The sequence below is a fragment of the Marinobacterium rhizophilum DSM 18822 genome (genome assembly GCF_000378045.1).
In the GTDB taxonomy this organism is placed as follows: Bacteria; Pseudomonadota; Gammaproteobacteria; order Pseudomonadales; family Balneatricaceae; genus Marinobacterium_A; species Marinobacterium_A rhizophilum.
The window spans coordinates 227,494-243,700 of sequence record NZ_KB899095.1; the positions used below are offsets into that span (position 1 = coordinate 227,494).

Annotated in this window: 14 protein-coding genes; 6 read left to right on the top strand and 8 right to left on the bottom strand. The window is 56.9% G+C overall.

Annotated features, from left to right (window positions below; all coding sequences use genetic code 11):
* Positions 1-229: 229 nt before the first annotated feature.
* From F451_RS0109930 to F451_RS0109945, 4 genes are all read left to right on the top strand, one after another.
* Positions 230-1,246 (top strand): TRAP transporter substrate-binding protein, encoded by a 1,017-nt coding sequence (locus F451_RS0109930; RefSeq protein WP_026291656.1) that lies wholly within the window; start codon positions 230-232, stop codon positions 1,244-1,246.
* Positions 1,247-1,433: 187 nt separating this feature from the next.
* Positions 1,434-1,988 (top strand): TRAP transporter small permease, encoded by a 555-nt coding sequence (locus F451_RS25255; protein WP_020681221.1) that lies wholly within the window; start codon positions 1,434-1,436, stop codon positions 1,986-1,988.
* Positions 1,989-2,002: 14 nt separating this feature from the next.
* Positions 2,003-3,346 carry a TRAP transporter large permease gene (locus tag F451_RS0109940; protein ID WP_020681222.1) on the top strand — a complete coding sequence of 448 codons (1,344 nt, stop codon included), beginning with the start codon at positions 2,003-2,005 and terminating at the stop codon, positions 3,344-3,346.
* 83 nt (positions 3,347-3,429) lie between these two features.
* A complete protein-coding gene (locus F451_RS0109945) occupies positions 3,430-3,951 on the top strand; it encodes a universal stress protein (protein WP_020681223.1) in 522 nt (173 codons plus the stop codon).
* A gap of 26 nt (positions 3,952-3,977) precedes the next feature.
* Here the strand turns inward: F451_RS0109945 and F451_RS0109950 are convergent, their stop codons facing one another.
* From F451_RS0109950 to F451_RS0109985, 8 genes are all read right to left on the bottom strand, one after another.
* Positions 3,978-4,733 carry a hypothetical protein gene (locus F451_RS0109950; protein WP_020681224.1) on the bottom strand — a complete coding sequence of 252 codons (756 nt, stop codon included), beginning with the start codon at positions 4,731-4,733 and terminating at the stop codon, positions 3,978-3,980.
* Positions 4,730-5,632 carry a hypothetical protein gene (locus F451_RS0109955; RefSeq protein WP_020681225.1) on the bottom strand — a complete coding sequence of 301 codons (903 nt, stop codon included), beginning with the start codon at positions 5,630-5,632 and terminating at the stop codon, positions 4,730-4,732. Before F451_RS0109955 ends, F451_RS0109950 begins: the two co-directional genes overlap by 4 nt.
* Positions 5,633-6,425: 793 nt before the next feature.
* Entirely contained in the window at positions 6,426-6,725 is a 300-nt protein-coding gene (locus F451_RS0109960) for a DUF6506 family protein (RefSeq protein WP_020681226.1), read from the bottom strand.
* A gap of 179 nt (positions 6,726-6,904) precedes the next feature.
* Positions 6,905-7,840 carry a bifunctional enoyl-CoA hydratase/phosphate acetyltransferase gene (locus F451_RS0109965; protein WP_020681227.1) on the bottom strand — a complete coding sequence of 312 codons (936 nt, stop codon included), beginning with the start codon at positions 7,838-7,840 and terminating at the stop codon, positions 6,905-6,907.
* Positions 7,841-8,163: 323 nt separating this feature from the next.
* A complete protein-coding gene (xsc, locus tag F451_RS0109970) occupies positions 8,164-9,927 on the bottom strand; it encodes a sulfoacetaldehyde acetyltransferase (protein WP_026291657.1) in 1,764 nt (587 codons plus the stop codon).
* A gap of 76 nt (positions 9,928-10,003) precedes the next feature.
* Positions 10,004-11,110: an alanine dehydrogenase gene (gene ald, locus F451_RS0109975; RefSeq protein ID WP_026291658.1), complete on the bottom strand. Its 1,107-nt coding sequence runs from the start codon at positions 11,108-11,110 to the stop codon at positions 10,004-10,006.
* Positions 11,111-11,615: 505 nt separating this feature from the next.
* Positions 11,616-13,082, bottom strand: a complete 1,467-nt coding sequence (gene pdxR, locus F451_RS0109980; RefSeq protein ID WP_020681230.1) for a MocR-like pyridoxine biosynthesis transcription factor PdxR — start codon at positions 13,080-13,082, stop codon at positions 11,616-11,618.
* 249 nt (positions 13,083-13,331) lie between these two features.
* A complete protein-coding gene (locus tag F451_RS0109985; protein ID WP_020681231.1) occupies positions 13,332-14,720 on the bottom strand; it encodes an aminotransferase family protein in 1,389 nt (462 codons plus the stop codon).
* 366 nt (positions 14,721-15,086) lie between these two features.
* Between F451_RS0109985 and thiS the strand changes: the two genes are divergently transcribed.
* Positions 15,087-15,290: a sulfur carrier protein ThiS gene (thiS, locus tag F451_RS0109990; protein ID WP_020681232.1), complete on the top strand. Its 204-nt coding sequence runs from the start codon at positions 15,087-15,089 to the stop codon at positions 15,288-15,290.
* Between the two features lie 39 nt (positions 15,291-15,329).
* Positions 15,330-16,067: a beta/alpha barrel domain-containing protein gene (locus F451_RS0109995; RefSeq protein ID WP_020681233.1), complete on the top strand. Its 738-nt coding sequence runs from the start codon at positions 15,330-15,332 to the stop codon at positions 16,065-16,067.
* The last annotated feature ends 140 nt before the right edge of the window (positions 16,068-16,207 follow it).

A 16,207-nucleotide genomic window follows, 5' to 3' on the forward strand; every position in this document is an offset into this window, starting at 1 on the left:
GTGCTGGCACACCGACAGCTTTCTCTTGGCCCCAGCCATGAATCTGAAGTGGTTCTAACCAATCTTATGGGCAATGGTCGAATATAAAACTACCCGCTACCCGAACAGGGTGTGCGGCCAGGGCCTGAATTGGTGCCCTGACGGGAACTGCCAAGGCCATGCGCCCCGGCAGAGCCAACCAGAATAATAAAACCCAGCACTCGCTGATGGACTCAAATCGGAGCTAAACATGAATACCAAGAAGAAGGCGACTAAAGTTCTATCCTTGGCACTCTGCCTCGCTGTCTCGGCAGCTGTCAGCACAATGGCGCAGGCCAAAACCTTCAAGGTCGCTGTAGGCGATGCCGCGGGCGGCACCCAGCATGAACTTGGCAAAAAATTCAATGAAGTTCTGATGGAAAAAACCGGCGGCAAGCATGAAGCCAAGCTGTTTATGAACGGCCAGCTCGGCAGCGAGCAGGACACCATCAACGACGCTTCCATGGGCATTCTGGATTTTTCCATCCTGGCTATCAACAACGTCACGCCCTTCTCTCCCTCGGTGGGTGCCCTCACCATGCCGTACATGATTCAGAGCCTGGACGATGCCATCACTCTGACCCAGGGCGAAATCGGCCAGCAGCTGGTTGACAATACCCTGCGAGATGCCGGTGTGCGCATCATCGGCTGGGCCTACTCGGGTTTTCGCGTGCTGACCAACTCCAAGCATCCGGTCACCTCCCCGGCAGACCTGAAAGACGTCGTCGTACGCGTGCCCAAAAACGAAATAATGCTCGACACCTATAAAGCCTGGGGGATCAACGCAACGCCCATGGCCTGGTCCGAGACCTTTACCGCGCTGCAGCAAGGCGTTGTAGATGGCCAGGACAACCCCTATATCACCGTCTATGCGATGAAGTTTGATGAAGTACAGAAGTACGTTACCAACCTGCGCTACCTGTTCTCCATCGAGCCGCTGATCGTCAGCGAATCCGTGTTCCAGGACCAGTCTGCGCAAGACCAGGCCGCCATCCTTGAGGCGGGCAAGGCAGCCACCGCTCACAGTGCACAGTTCCTGCGCGATCAGGAAAGCAGGATTAAATCGGAGCTGACCGAAAAAGGCATGATTATCGCCGATCCGGCAAATGGCGAGAGAGAGTGGATCGAGCTTGCCACGACCAGTGTCTGGCCGAAATATGTCGATAGCATCGGTGGCAAGGACGTCCTGAACAACGTGCTGAAAGCGCTGGGCCGCGACGAAATCTAATTCATCCTGACGGCCCCCCAGCGGGGCCTCACGATGATCGGTTTCCATCCGCAAGGCTGTCTGGGTAGACTGCTCCAGGCAACAGACAGGCAGCCTTTCAGCGGCCTCTTGGTTTTATCAGCACGTTAGAATGCATGGCGTAAAATGCCCGCCGGGCAGATTACCCTGCATTTCAGGAGAATCTACTATGGCAAAAGCCACGGCTCTATACAAAATTCTCGATAATATCGAGAGTTACATCTGCCGAACTCTCCTCTCCGTCTTCGTTCTACTGCTTTTCCTGCAGATCATTTCACGGGAGCTGTTCGAATACTCGCTTTCATGGACCGAAGAGCTTTCAACCTACATGTTTGTCTGGTTCGTATTTTTTGGCGCCAGTTACGCGGCCAAACTCTCAGCGCACAACCGGGTGACTTTTCAGTTCAAGCTCATGCCGCCCAAGGTGGGTGTCGCCCTTGAAGCCATTTCCGACCTCATCTGGGTCTGCTTCAACTGCTATTTCGTATATCTGAGTTACGACTTCGTATTCCACAAGATGAACCTATTCTGGAAGTCACAGACCCTCGGCGTGCCGATGAAATACATTTATCTGATACTGCCGATTGCATTTACCCTGATGACCATTCGTATTCTGCAGGTAAATTATTACAAGCTGATCAAGGGCATTGATATTCGAGATCCGGAATCGCTCGAAGTCGAAAAGCTGATGGACTCAGGCACTCAGAATAATAAAGCCGTCTAGGCCAGGAGCTGGTAATGGTTGAATCATCCATCGTCGTCATTTTGTTCGGCAGCTTTATTGGACTGCTGCTAATGGGCGCGCCGATCACCGTGGCCCTGGGTGTATCTGCCCTGGTGTCCTTTCTATACCTGGATGAAAATCCAATCAAATTTGTCCAGATTGCCTTTACCTCCGTCGGCTCTTTCCCGCTGATGGCGCTGCCCGCTTTTATTCTCGCCGGCGCCCTGATGGAAGCCGCCGGTATTTCGCGCCGCCTGGTCAACCTGGCGGAAAGCTTCGCGGGCCCTGTTACCGGGGGCATCTCGGCTGCTGCAGTACTGGCATGCATGTTTTTTGGCGCCATCTCCGGCTCTGGTCCCGCAACGACCGCAGCAGTTGGCATGCTGATGATTCCGGCGATGATCAAGCGCGGTTATAACAAAGGCTATGCATCGGCCATTACCGCATCGGCCGGCAGCCTGGGGATTATTATACCGCCGTCGATTCCCATGGTTATCTTCGGTATTTCAGCCATCGGCATGGCCGCCCCCCCTGAAGCAATCGCCAAATTCGGGGAGTTTCAAACGGTATCCATTCCAAAGCTCTTTATTGCAGGTTTCGCACCCGGACTGATTATCGCCACAACCCTGCTGATCATGAATTATGTCAGCTGCAAAAAACGAGGCTATCACGGTACCAGCGACGGCTGGTCCTCCGAGCAGATCAAGAAGGCATTTAAAGACGGATTCTGGTCCATTCTGGCCCCCCTGGTTATTTTGGGGGGGATCTACACCGGTTTCTTTACCCCAACAGAATCCGCTATCGTCGCAATATTTTATACCCTGTTCGTGGGCATTTTCATCCACAAGGAGCTCAAGCTCGAAAGCATTTTTCACTCACTGGAAACGACAACCTGGCTCAGCGGCCGCGTATTGCTGATCCTGTTCACCGCCACCGTATTCGGGCGTTTGCTGGTCGAAAACCAGATTCCCGCCATAATAGCCGAAGCCATGCTCAGCGTTACCGACAGCCTGTATCTGATCTGGGCCATGATCATTGGGTTTCTGCTGTTCGTCGGCATGTTCATGGAAACCCTGGCGGCCATCATGATTCTGACACCCGTGCTGCTCCCCATTGCCTATAGCCTTGGCATTGATCCAATCCACTTCGGTATCGTTGTGGTCTGCTGCCTGGGGATCGGTTTTCAAACACCGCCACTGGGTGAAAACCTGTTTATCGCGTCCGGTATTTCGGGCACCTCGATTGAAGAGATTTCCCTGCGGGCTTTGCCCTTTGCAGCGGCCTCCATCGTCGGCGTATTTATCATTGCGTTCTTCCCGGATCTGACCCTCTTCCTGCCCAGGCTACTGGGGTATTGATCAAACGGGGCCTGCGCCGCCCTGGCGCGGGCCCCTTTGTCACAGTGATTTCTTGCTCTGCATAATCCTGAGGATATATCCCCATGCTGCCTGAATTCAAAACGATTCTGTACTGTACCGACCTGTCAAAGAATGCATCCTTCGCCTTTCGCTATGCGGCTTATCTGGCCAAGCAGACCGGTGCCGACATTCATGTACTGCATATCGTAGAAAAGCTGTCCTCCGATGCCTACTTCGCACTGCAGACCTACGTGCAGAACGAGGTCAGCCGCGAAGATTTTCTGCACCACCGCATCGAGCACGCCCGCAAGCTGCTGGAAGAACGTCAAAACTACTTCTGGAATGTGCTGGAGCCCCGCGAACAATCCCTGCGCAGCAAGATCGTTTCGATCGATATCGTTGAGAGCGAGCCCGCCAAAACCATCCTGAAAAAATCGAAGGCCCTGAACTGCGACCTGATCGTAATGGGAGCCCACGAAAAGGGACGTATCATGCACAGCTTCCTGGGCAGCGTTGCCAAGAGCGTGCTGCGCCATTCACGCATTCCCACCCTGGTAGTACCGCTGCCGGACAAGGGGGAAGCTCATCCCAGTGCCGTCGAATAACCCACCACAACCCCGGCGGACAATGGCTAGTATATGTTCTGGTCATCGCCTCTGGGGGGGGCGTCGGGCGTTCTGTCTGGCGTTGTGTCACGGGAACGGTTCTTCAGCTTTATGATCAGATCGATCACGCCTTGGCCCACAGGGTTGGCCCGGGTGGGCCGAGGCGCCTGGAATTTCCAGCGGTCGAACCGGGAACGCATGGCCCGAAGCCACTGCGGCGAAGTCTGACCGACCTCGACCTGGCGGTCCGTGGTTACCAGCGAGTACTGACCAGGTGCAAGCACGACGTCCTGCCGGGGACGAAGCATCTGCATGCGACCGAAGAGCAAATCGATACGGAAGAACCGCACACGTTGCTCCTCGGCGATAAACCGGGACCACGAGAAGAATTCGGCAAGCCGGCCAATCATTTTGATGAGGCTGAAATCCTTGTCCCCCTTATCGACGTCGACAGCGCCATCATCCATCCGTATTGTCAGCTCGTCGGCATTCCAGTTGAGATAAACAGGAACGTCTGCATCGATGATCTGCACTGAAGTGTTACCGGAAAACTCCACCATTGCCGATGACCGGGTGCCGGTGGTTATCCAGTCGCCGGAACGGATCGCCTCGCCATTAACGGCATTGCGACCATTGATGCGGACATCCTCCCCCGCGGTCAGCAAGGTGGCCGTGATTCTGCGGTCGCCTCCATACGGCTCAAGGGGGGCACAGGCCGAAATCAGCAGCAACGTGCACAAGAGCGCAAGCATGACCAATCTGATTGTCTGGATTTTCATCATGGTCTGTCCTCCAACGCGTCTTTAAAATCGGAACAGGCGCTCATGACCAGCGGTTGCCGTGGCCCAACGGTAAGCGTGTCGATCAAACGATTGCTGACCCACTGCACGACCCTTTTTTCCTCTATCCAGACCAGGATGCCATCGGCTGAGCGCGATAGCAGCCGAACCGGACCGGCATTTTCGTGCTGTGGCGGAGCGAGCCAAATCTCTGGAACCGAGACTCTGACCGCCAGCAGGCCGTAGCCAATGGGTAACAGAGTCAGCATCAGGAAACCGGCAAGACCGGCAATCGAAAGCCACACGACCACCCCATCGCGATGCAGGCTCAAACGCGCTATGAAGCCAAGCCCGGCGACACCACCGGCGCAGAGGGCAAGCTTGTTGAACCAGATGCTGAGTTCCGGCCCCTTCTGTGCCAGAACCGCCGCCTCCAGGGCATTGGCCGTTGCACAGGCCTGCTTAAGTTCTGCCGTATCCAGAAACAGGAGACCGGGGACATCCAGTGCCGGCACCACGATGTAAAGTGCATAAAGTGCGAGCGCCATCATCATCAGGGAGACCGCCGGGGCCGGGGCCGCGGCGATCCACCGCTGCCCCCCGATACCGGAGCGTTGTGCACGTCCGGTTCGGCGATGAAGCCATCGCACGATCGCAGCCAGCACCACCAAAAGCAGCAATGGCCACACCGCAATAATAAGGGTACGCATAATCAGGCTGGCGCCACGCCCCATATAAAAGACGGGATCGCGGCTAGAAAACGCAAACCCGATACCGAACAGCTGGTCTGCTGCGTAAGTCGCGATAAAGCCGAGCGCGTAAAGAACAGCCCCGATGCCGGCGAGGGATCCGGATAGCCAGGCCAGAAAGGCGCTGAACTGTTTCAGTATGACTGTATTCAAAATACAATTTCCCGGTGGCGCACATTTTAGGGCCGTTGACTTGCATTTAACTGCATCTGGACCGGGAAAATAAAATCAGAAAAAGCTCTCGCAAACGAACCCTCAGGCAACTGCGTAACCTGTATTTCCTTTTACTTCACAGAAAAACAATCTATAAACACTATCAAAAATAATGACTAGCAAGAGTTCTTAAAATACTCCCGGCCGCGCTCAGAATATCGACGCTTTTTATCAGACTAAGCTTATGTAAAACGTCAAATTTTCATTTAATAACATAAAGTCTTCCCACATCAAAAACTGATGGAGAATCGTTATTATATAAGCGGGTAATACAGAAATGCCTGAAACAACAAGACAATCAATCCCTGAATGTAATGAAACATATAGAGTGAATATCCCGTAAATTCAAACATTTGTTTATATTGAAGCGTTATAACTCTATCTTATAACAAGATAAGCTGAATGGCGTGACACCTGAAATGGCATTCGCATCGTGCACCATCACCCCACGTTTTTCTCAGCGCGGGCTGAATGCTGACGGCCGGGACAGATAGAAATGAAAGCAAGCGAGCCTGAATGACCCGTTTGGTTGCCCTGCCTTGAACGCATCGGACTTGGCGGCGGCTTGTTCCCAATCAGGATACTATTGACCGGGCGATGAAACAGGCCGTCCTGGCCCGTTGAGGTCGATTCGGCGCGCCTGCGGATAACCCGCTCAGGCGCTCAGCTTATGCGGCAACGCAACAGACTCAGCGTTCAAGGCGGGGTTACCAAGGCTGGCAAAAAAAGAGCTTCAGCCAAACTCGCGCTGCAGGCGCTTGCGCTCTTCGTCACTGTACTGCACGCGCCCGATGGGAACCAGGTCATTGACGGCGTCGCGGATTCGGTCCGCATCCTCCGCGGTAAAGGCACCGCACAGTTCAATGAGCTGTACGTGCTTGGTGAGTAGCTCCTGGGCCACCAGAATTGCCTCCTCGACCGTCTGAACACCGGAAACCGCCATGTCGAACAGCTCGGTTTGGATGCGGCCGTGGTGCTTGATGATTTCCAGATCCGGACCCATAACGATAAAACCATATCGCGCCAATGCCATCTGCTCTGCTCCTGTATGACTGAACGGGGTTGATGGTCCCATTAGAGCCCGGCACGCATCGATAGATTAGAGCCAGAATTTTAAAAAAGGTAGGTCCACCAGCAACGCGGTACCCTACCGACGCACACAAAAAAGGCTCCGGGCGCAACCGAAGCCTTATTGAATCCACACCAGCAGCATCAGGCGGCTTTGTGAGCCAGATAATGACTGTACACCGAGGCCAGTGCGCAGGATGCCAGTCGCGCTTCGGGTGGGTCGGCGCGTGAGGTCAGAATAATCGGCACCCGTGCACCGAGTACAAGCCCAGCCGCCGTGGCGCTCATAAAGTACACCATCTGCTTGAACATGCAGTTACCGGTCTCGATATTAGGAACCAGCATCAGGTCCACATCGCCGGCAACCTGGCTGGTCATGCCTTTAAGGTCGGCGGCAGTGCGGGAGATTGCATTATCAAATGCCATGGGCCCTTCAATGATGGCATCCAGCATACCGCCCAATGACGCCAACTTGACCAGTTCGCCGGCATCTACGCTGGAAGGCATGGCGCGGTTCACCTCCTCTGTGCCGGACAGCAACGCAACCTTGGGCTGCGTCATGCCAAGCGCATGTAGCAGGTCGATGGCATTGCGCAAAATATGGGCCTTGTCGACCACCGTTGGCTGCACATTGATGACCGCATCAGTAATGCACAGCGGGCGTTCATGCCCAGGCACCGTCATGTGAAATACATGGCTAAGGCGGCGTGTGGTGCGCAGGCCCGCATCGCGGCTCAACACCGCCTTGAGCAGAGTATCGGTATGCAGGTGACCCTTCATTAGAGAGTGTGCCTGGCCGGTTGCAACGATGCCGGCGGCCAGCCGCGCGGCATCGGCCTCGGTTGCAGCATCTTCCACTCGAATGCGCGCCAGATCCCAGTCCAGCTCCATCGCCAGCCCCCGAATCACATCGGCATTGCCGACCAGTATGGGTTCGATCAGGCCGGCATCGGTGGCCATTTTCGCGCTTTCCAGGGATACCCGGTTAACCGGGTTCACCACGGCAGTCACCACCCGGGGCAAGGCCCTGGCTTTTTCAAGCAGATAGGTGGGACACTCCACCGGCGTTTTGCTCAACATGGCAGCTTACCTAGATCCATTACACTGATTGAAAGTCAGGATGCCAGCCTTGCTGGGCTGGCATATATTGCGCAACAGGTCGGGCCCACCGGGGTGCCCTCCGTCCTGCCCGGCATGGACAACGCTGCGTTGTGGGCTGCCAGGTGCAGCATCCGGTCGCAGGCGCCAGAAACAGGGGGACGGTTAAGCTGTTACGCAAACGTGGAAAAGCCGGCAGGCTTCTCCACTCAATGAGAACCGAAGGCCATAGCCTTCGGTGAGTCCCGGCCAGCACTGCCACAGGGGCGGTACTGGCCGGGTTTTAACGTCCTGCGCCATGCGGCTTAGACGTAATCTTTGTACTTTTCGAGGTAACGCACCGGCTTGGACAGTGCGTCACGGCGGAAGGGGTCACCCAACTCGCGAGTACACATGATCTCGATAACGGTGGTCTTGCCTTCTTCCATCTGACGGGTGATGGCGGCCTGCAACGTCGGGCCGATATCTTCCAGCTTGTCGACGGTGACGCCTTCAGCACCCATGGAGCGTGCGATTTCCGCGAAGCTCGGGTTTTCCAGCTCGCCGGCAACAAAGCGGCGGTTGTAGAAATCCACCTGATTTTTCTTCTCGGCGCCCCACTGACGGTTGTGGAACACAATGGACGTAACCGGGATGCTTTCACGCACACAGGTCAGGATTTCCATCATGGACATGCCCCAGGCGCCGTCGCCAGCATAGGAAATGGCCGGACGGTTCGGCGCAGCAACCTTGGCGCCAATGATGGTTGGCAGTGCGTAACCGCAGTTACCGAAGCTCATGGCCGCGAAGAACGAACGCGGTTTTTCGAAGCGCAGGTAGCTGTTGGCAACCGAGTTGATGTTACCGATATCGGTGGACACCATGACGTTCTCCGGCATGGCCTTTTCCAGCTCGCGCAGAACCTGACGCGGGTGCAGGAAGTTGCCTTCCTCGCCAGCCTGCTCGTTGATCATGTCCAGCGAGAACTCATCTTTCTCGTGAATCCAGTCGTTCAGCTCGTTTTCCCAGTTCGCTTTCTCCGCAGCGATTTCTTCAGCGCGGGCGCCCTTGGTCTCCAGGCAGGCAACGCTGGTGTTTTCCAGACGCTGCAGCAGGTTGGTGGCAGCCGCCTTGGCATCGCCACAGATGCCGACGGAGATCTTCTTCACCAGACCCAGCATCTTGGCATCGCAGTCGATCTGAATGACCTTGGCCTGCTTGGGCCAGTAATCCAGACCATGCTGCGGCAGGGTGCCGAACGGGCCAAGACGGGTACCCAGCGCAACAACAACGTCAGCGCGGGACAGCAGTTTCATGGCCGCCTTGGAGCCCTGGTAGCCCAGAGGGCCACACCACAGCGGGTGAGACGCCGGGAAGGAATCGTTGTGCAGGTAGCTGTTAACCACAGGCGCGCCAAGGAATTCAGCGAGGGCCTGGCACTCACCCAGGGCATCGGCCATAACCACACCGCCACCGGAAATGATCACTGGGTTCTTGGCGCTGGCCAGCAGTTCAGCGGCTTCTGCCAGACTCCGCTCACCACCGGCGCCACGCTCGATACGCATGGGCTGCGGGATTTCCACGTCGATGTCGCCGTAGAAGAAGTCACGTGGGATGTTGAGCTGAGTCGGGCCGTTTTCGTGCATGGCACGGTCAAAGCAACGCGCAGTCAGTTCAGCCATGCGCGCAGGGTTGGCAACATGGCCCTGATACTTGGTGATGGTTTCAAAGAACGGCAGCTGCTGCGCTTCCTGGAACCCACCCAGACCGTTGGACATGGAGCCGGTTTCAGGCGTGATGCAGACCACCGGGCTGTGCGCCCAGTACGCCGCTGCAATAGCGGTCACAAAGTTGGTGATGCCAGGGCCGTTCTGCGCAATACAGACACCGTGGCGACCGCTGACCCGGGCATAACCATCAGCCATGTGGCCGGCGCCCTGCTCATGCACGACGGGAATAAAACGGATGCCTGCCGGCGTAAAGATATCCATGGCGTCCATAAAGGCTGAACCCATGATACCGAACATATCGGTAACACCATTGGCGACCAAAGTTTCGACCATCGCCTCACTTGGAGTCATACGAGCCATATTAGTTTTCCTTTGCTTTGCTGTTGCAGACGACGGAACCGCCGCCGGCCGTTGGGTGCTTTGTTTTGATATTTAGTTATGCCTGGTAAGGGACAAATTCTTTCCCCAGGGCCTGGGCGACTTCCCTGCAGGCCACCTGGCCTGCATGAATGTTGAGACCATTGGCCAGGTGCGCATCGCGCTGGATCGCCTTTTCCCACCCCAGGTCTGCCAGCGCCAGAATATGCGGCAGCGTGGCGTTATTGAGTGCCAGAGTGGAGGTTCGCGCCACGGCTCCCGGCATGTTGGCAACGCAGTAGTGCACGACGCCGTCAATGATATAGGTGGGTTCCTGATGCGTTGTGGCATGGGATGTTTCGAAACAACCGCCCTGATCAATCGCCACATCAACCACGGCCGAGCCCGGCTTCATGCGCTTGACCATCTCGGCGGTCACGAGCTTCGGTGCCGCGGCCCCCGGAATCAGCACTCCGCCAATCACCAGGTCAGCCGACAGCACGTGCTCTTCCAGTGCCGCCTTGCTGGAGTAAACCGTCTGCACCTGAGTACCAAACTCGGATACCAGGCGGCGCAACACATCGACCGAACGATCCAGCACCACGACCTGCGCGCCCAGGCCGATGGCCATGCGCGCAGCATTGCTGCCGACCACGCCCCCGCCAATAATGACGACCTTGGCCGATTCAACACCCGGCACACCGCCCAGCAACATGCCGCGGCCACCGCGGGACTTTTCCAGGCAGGCAGCGCCAGCCTGAATCGACATGCGACCGGCGACTTCCGACATCGGTGCCAGCAGAGGCAGACCACCACGCTCGGAGGTCACTGTTTCGTAGGCGATGCAGGTGGCACCGCTGGCCAGCAGATCATCGGTCTGCGCCAGATCCGGCGCCAGATGAAGGTACGTAAACAGGACCTGTCCCGGCCGCAACTGCTTGCGCTCCACCGCCAGAGGCTCCTTGACCTTGACGACCATCTCGGCCTGGGCAAAGACCTCTGCCGCAGTCGTCACGATGGTTGCACCTGCGGCGATATAATCCGCATCGTCAAAGCCAATGCCGGCACCGGCCTGGGTTTCGACCAGTACCTGATGGCCACGCGAAATCAGCTCCTGCACGCTGGCCGGGACCATGCCCACACGGTACTCGTGGTTCTTAATCTCTTTTGGGACTCCGATTAGCATTTGTCACCACTCCCGTCGTTATTTTTGTGCTCGGTTGCGAGGTCACACCCATGGATTTTCTGTGGCCTGGGTGTCTGTGATCAGAGGCTGAGTGTTTCACATCAGCTTGGTTGTAGATTAGGAGGGGGGACCAATCGCAGGTAGAACCAGTTAAAGGGCACCTGTTGCGCCAGCCCGAACCAGACACAGACACAGTGACCAGCCTTCTGGCAAAAACGTACGTAATACGGGGGTTTCAGGGCAGTTTTCTAAACAGGGTGCAAGTGCAGAAAGGGCAGCAATGAGCTTGGCGCGCGTCGAAAAATCGCAAAATAGCGGCTGCCGTCCCACCTAAACGGCGGGGCGGGTACGTAAAAAACACGGCGCAAAGAGAATTCGAGACAATAAATATGAATTCAGCGCGTTGCGCAGACGACGGCAACGCTGGCGGGCGAGAAGACGAAAGAGGGATCAAACTGCACAGTGGGGCGTTGCCGGCCGCACCGAAATGCGACCGGCAGGATGCTCAGGTCATGTCCGAAATGAGTTCGGCCAGCGCCTTGATGCCGGGGCGGATGCGATCTGCGCTGATCGAGGAATAGCCCAGCCGAAAAAAGTTGAGCGGCGGGTTTTCTCTTGCGAAGTGCAGGTCTCCGGGTTCTATCAGGATGCCTCGATCGGCCGCTTCCTTGCGCAGCAGGCGCGTGTCCAGCCCCTCGGGCCCTTCAACCCAGTAACAGGAACCGCCAAAACTCGGTTTCTGGGACGAGGCCGGCAGGTACTCACTCAGGGCTGCGCCCATCTCCTGCCAGCGTTCCTCATAGGCGCGCATGATCGTCATGATGAGTGCGTCGTGGTAACCCCGCTCAAGAAAGAGCGCCACCGAGCGCTGATTGTTGGCCGCGGGGTGGCGCAACATCAGCCGGCGCAGGGCCCGGGCCTCGCGAATAAACTCGACGGGCCCCACCAGATAACCCAGTCGCAGGCCCGGCGCCAGCGTCTTGGACAGACTGCCGACGTAAAGCACTCGCCCGCTGCTATCCAGGCTCTTGAGCGCCGGAATGGGGTTGGACTTGAAATTGGTTTCGCTCTCGTAGTCATCCTCGATGATAACGAAATCATGCTCGTTGGCACGTTTTAGCAGCTCGTAGCGCCGTTCTATCGGCATGGTCGCCGTGGTTGGGCACTGGTGACTGGGGGTCACATAGAGGCAATCCAGGTCATTCAGGCCGTCATCCACGATCAGACCGTCGCTATCCACCGGCAACGGCTGCACCCGGGACGGGTTCAGCATCGAGATATTGCGGATATCCACGTAGCCCGGATCCTCCACCCCCATCAGGCTGTCCTTGTCGAGCAGCAGGCGCGCCAGCATATAGAGCGCCTGCTGCGCCCCCACGGTCACCAGAATTTCGTCGGCCGATGCCCAGACGCCACGCCTTGGCAGCAGGCGGGTACGTATCTGCTCCACCAGCAGCGGGTCATCATTGTCGAACCGGTCCGAGGCCCAGTCCCGGATCGCCGGCACACTTACCGCATCGCGGCAGCATTCACGCCAGTTGTTGGTAGGAAACAGCGTCGGGTCGAACTGACCATAGATAAACGGATAGGGGTACTTCTGCCAGTCCCGCGGCTTGCTCATATTCTGCTGGGTCGATGGATACAGCTTGAGACGGCTCGACCAGTCAGGCGGCGAACCTTCGACGGCGGCAACAGGACTCTGCCTGATCTCCACCTTGCCGTTCATGATGTCGGGGTTCACATAGTATCCGCTGCGCTCGCGGGCAATCAGGTAACCATCGTCCAGCAGGTGTTCGTAGGCCAGCACAACAGTATTGCGCGCAATATTAAGCTGCTTGGCCAGCTTTCGGCTGGAGGGCAGCGGGTTATCCAGCGGGATATTGCCGTTCAGAATCCCTGCTGCAATCTGCTCACGCAGCTGCTGCTGCAGGCTGGCGGGCTTTTCGGGAGAAAGATGAAAGAGTTGAAACATCCGCGAACCATAACTGTGTCCGACGCCCGTACAATAGTGCTATCGCATGGACGCCGAGAATAATGAAAGCAACCTGGAAACTTCCGGGCCTGACCCGGCAAATTCAGTATATCACTGATATTAAATGACGTTCAGAGGCTCTGTGACGTTATCAGCGTGCTTCAAAACGCAGAAACCCCGTGGTCATGCAGTGCATATCCACAGGGCTCAAGAAGCCGGCCAGCAGCCAGCCTGGCCGACAGCATCCAATCAGGCGTTAGGCGCCAGACGGGCAAAAGCGTTGTCCAGGGCATCTACCAGTTGATCCAGCTCCGCTTGGGTGGCGATCAGCGCCGGGCTGAAACACAGCGTGTTGTTGAACTGCTCGAAACTCCGGTTGGTGCGACCAATGATCACGCCCTGCTTCATGCAATCCGCCGCTATGGCGATAGCCAGACTTTCGTCCACCGGTTCCTTGCTCTGGCGGTCCTTGACCAGCTCCAGACCCGCGAATAGTCCCTTGCCGCGCACATCACCGATCACCTCATACTTGTCGTACAGCTGGTGCAGTCGCCCCATCAGGTACTCACCCATCTGGGTGACATTCTCAAGCAGGTTTTCCTCCTCAATGATCTGCATGTTTGCCAGCGCGGCGGCAGGACCTGCAGTGCAGCCGCCAAAGGTGCTGATATCGCGGAAGTAACCCATTCGGTCGGATGCATCGTCCTTGAAGGCCTCGAACACTTCTTCCGTCGTCACGGTGCACGAAATGGCCGCATAGCCGGATGCAACGCCCTTGGCCATGGTCACCATGTCCGGTTTGATACCATAGTGCTGGTAGCCGAACCACTTGCCGGTACGCCCCAGACCGCAGACGACTTCATCGATGTGCAGCAGGATGTCGTATTTCTTGCAGATCTCCTGGATCTTTTCCCAGTACCCGTGGGGCGGCGTAATCACGCCACCGCCGGCGGTAATCGGCTCCAGACAGACAGCGCCGATGGTATCGGGCCCTTCGGCCAGAATGACTTTTTCCATTTCCAGCGCAGCGCGCACACCGTAGTCGTCAACATCGCCGAACTGCGAGCGATATTCGCAGCAATGCGGAAACTCAACGAAACCCGGTGTAAAGGGGCCATACTGGTGCTTGCGCTCGAACTGGCCGGTCGCGCTCAGGGCCGTGATAGTGGTGCCATGGTAGTCACGCTCACGGAACAGGATCTTGTGCTTCTTGCCACCGTATTTCTTGTGGGCAATCTGGCGCACGATCTTGAATGCTTTTTCGTTGGCCTCAGAGCCCGAATTCGAATAGTACACGCGGCTCATGCCGGGCATTTTCTCAATCAGTTTTTCAGCAAACTGTGCTGCCGGAATGTTGCCTGCAGACTGGGCGAAATAGTTCATTTTCACCAGCTGATCGCGCACCGCATCAGCAATGGACTCACGACCATAGCCCACGTTTACCGTCCAGACACCCCCGGATACGGTATCCAGGTATTCGTTGCCTTTGGCATCCCACACACGCATGCCCTTGCCTTCCACGATCACCATCGGATCATTCTGCTCGAACTGCTTGTGCTGGGTAATGTGATGCCATACATGTTTGCGATCGCTGGCGACCACGGCGGCTGCGTCAAATTCGTTTACATCGTGCTTCATGATGTTCACCCCCTGTCTGTGTGGAGTTGTTCTTGTGCAAACGGGCAGGAGGCTGGTTCCAGTTGACGTGTGCAGGCTATGTCGGCACACGTCAACAAGGGCAAGCTCCGGACACCAATTTCCTGTTGATGTCTAACAAGCTAAATTTATCCACCAGGCTGGGCTAGAACCAGTTGTTTGCCACCTATGATGCCAGCCCGTCAGGCTTGGCCGGGGCCACCCAAAAAGAGGGGCCAGACTCAGACTCGCCAACTCGAACCAGCCAACTGGACCGATGCCGGGCAACGGGCTGGCTCTAGTGAGCGCATCGAATCCGGCACACTATGGTGCAGCGATCCTGTTCAATCTGCGCGATGGACCCTCACCATGATTCAGTTTTACCTCAATGGCCAAGCCACCCAAGCACCCTGCGGTCAAAGTCTCGCCGACCTGATCGAACAACTGGGGCTTGCCGGGCGGCGTCTGGCCATTGAGTTGAACGCAGAGATCGTGCCGCGCGCAGCGCATACAACGGTAATGCTGAACGACAATGATCGTGTGGAAATTGTCCACGCCATTGGCGGGGGCTAAAACGGCACCCGAATAGTTTCGGTACAGGAGTCTGCCCAGATGCATGACACGGAAAACGAATCTGACCGTTTTACAATAGACGGGCAGCTGTTCGACTCACGCCTGCTGCTGGACATCGGCCACTATCGCGACCCACAGCGCGCGCTGGTTGCGGCCAGGGCCAGTGGCGCTGAAATCATCTGCGTCTCAGTGCGGCGCAATAACCTTGGCCAGCGCAGCGATGAGGCCAACCTGCTAGACACCCTTTCACCCGACGAATTCATGATCCTGCCCAGCAGTTCAGGCTGCTATAACGCCGCTGATGCCATTGAATGCTGCCAGCGCGCACGCGAATTGCTGAATGGCCAGAATCTGGTCAAGCTCGAGGTCCTTGGGGATGAGCAGACGCTCTACCCCGATATTGCGGCGACCCTGACCGCGGCACAGACACTGATCAACGACGGTTTCCGGCTGATGGTGTATTGCAATGACGATCCGGTCATCGCCAGGCGCCTGGAAAACATGGGTGCTGCGGCCCTGATGCCCATGGGCGCCCCGCCGGGCTCATGCCTGACACAATTCAATCCCGGCAACCTGCGCCGCCTTATCGATCAGGCGAGCATACCGGTCCTGCTGGGTGGAATCACCAGCACCTCGGACGCGGCCCTGGCCATGGAGCTGGGATGCGATGCGGTGGTGATCGACAGAGCCATTGCCCACGCCCAGGAACCGGTATTGATGGCCCAGGCCATGCGCTTTGCCGTACAGGCCGGGCGCCTGGATTACCTGGCAGACTAGCGCCCGCTGCCATGACTGTCTGAGCGCAGACAGGTCACTCATGGGGTGCGAAAAGCGTGGCTGTGCCCGCTAAAACACTTCAATGCAGAGCTCCAGCACTGCGCCAGTGCATATAGCCCCCGTCTGCCGGCAACAACCTG

Excerpts from the sequence above, each read along its gene's own strand:
- F451_RS25255 (WP_020681221.1), top strand. The coding sequence starts at position 1,434 with ATGGCAAAAGCCACGGCTCTATACAAAATTCTCGATAATATCGAGAGT.
- F451_RS0109945 (WP_020681223.1), top strand. The coding sequence starts at position 3,430 with ATGCTGCCTGAATTCAAAACGATTCTGTACTGTACCGACCTGTCAAAG.
- ald (WP_026291658.1), bottom strand. The coding sequence starts at position 11,110 with ATGCTAATCGGAGTCCCAAAAGAGATTAAGAACCACGAGTACCGTGTG.
- F451_RS0109950 (WP_020681224.1), bottom strand. The coding sequence starts at position 4,733 with ATGATGAAAATCCAGACAATCAGATTGGTCATGCTTGCGCTCTTGTGC.
- F451_RS0109940 (WP_020681222.1), top strand. The coding sequence starts at position 2,003 with ATGGTTGAATCATCCATCGTCGTCATTTTGTTCGGCAGCTTTATTGGA.
- pdxR (WP_020681230.1), bottom strand. The coding sequence starts at position 13,082 with ATGTTTCAACTCTTTCATCTTTCTCCCGAAAAGCCCGCCAGCCTGCAG.
- xsc (WP_026291657.1), bottom strand. The coding sequence starts at position 9,927 with ATGGCTCGTATGACTCCAAGTGAGGCGATGGTCGAAACTTTGGTCGCC.
- F451_RS0109985 (WP_020681231.1), bottom strand. The coding sequence starts at position 14,720 with ATGAAGCACGATGTAAACGAATTTGACGCAGCCGCCGTGGTCGCCAGC.
- F451_RS0109960 (WP_020681226.1), bottom strand. The coding sequence starts at position 6,725 with ATGGCATTGGCGCGATATGGTTTTATCGTTATGGGTCCGGATCTGGAA.
- F451_RS0109965 (WP_020681227.1), bottom strand. The coding sequence starts at position 7,840 with ATGTTGAGCAAAACGCCGGTGGAGTGTCCCACCTATCTGCTTGAAAAA.
- F451_RS0109995 (WP_020681233.1), top strand. The coding sequence starts at position 15,330 with ATGCATGACACGGAAAACGAATCTGACCGTTTTACAATAGACGGGCAG.
- thiS (WP_020681232.1), top strand. The coding sequence starts at position 15,087 with ATGATTCAGTTTTACCTCAATGGCCAAGCCACCCAAGCACCCTGCGGT.
- F451_RS0109930 (WP_026291656.1), top strand. The coding sequence starts at position 230 with ATGAATACCAAGAAGAAGGCGACTAAAGTTCTATCCTTGGCACTCTGC.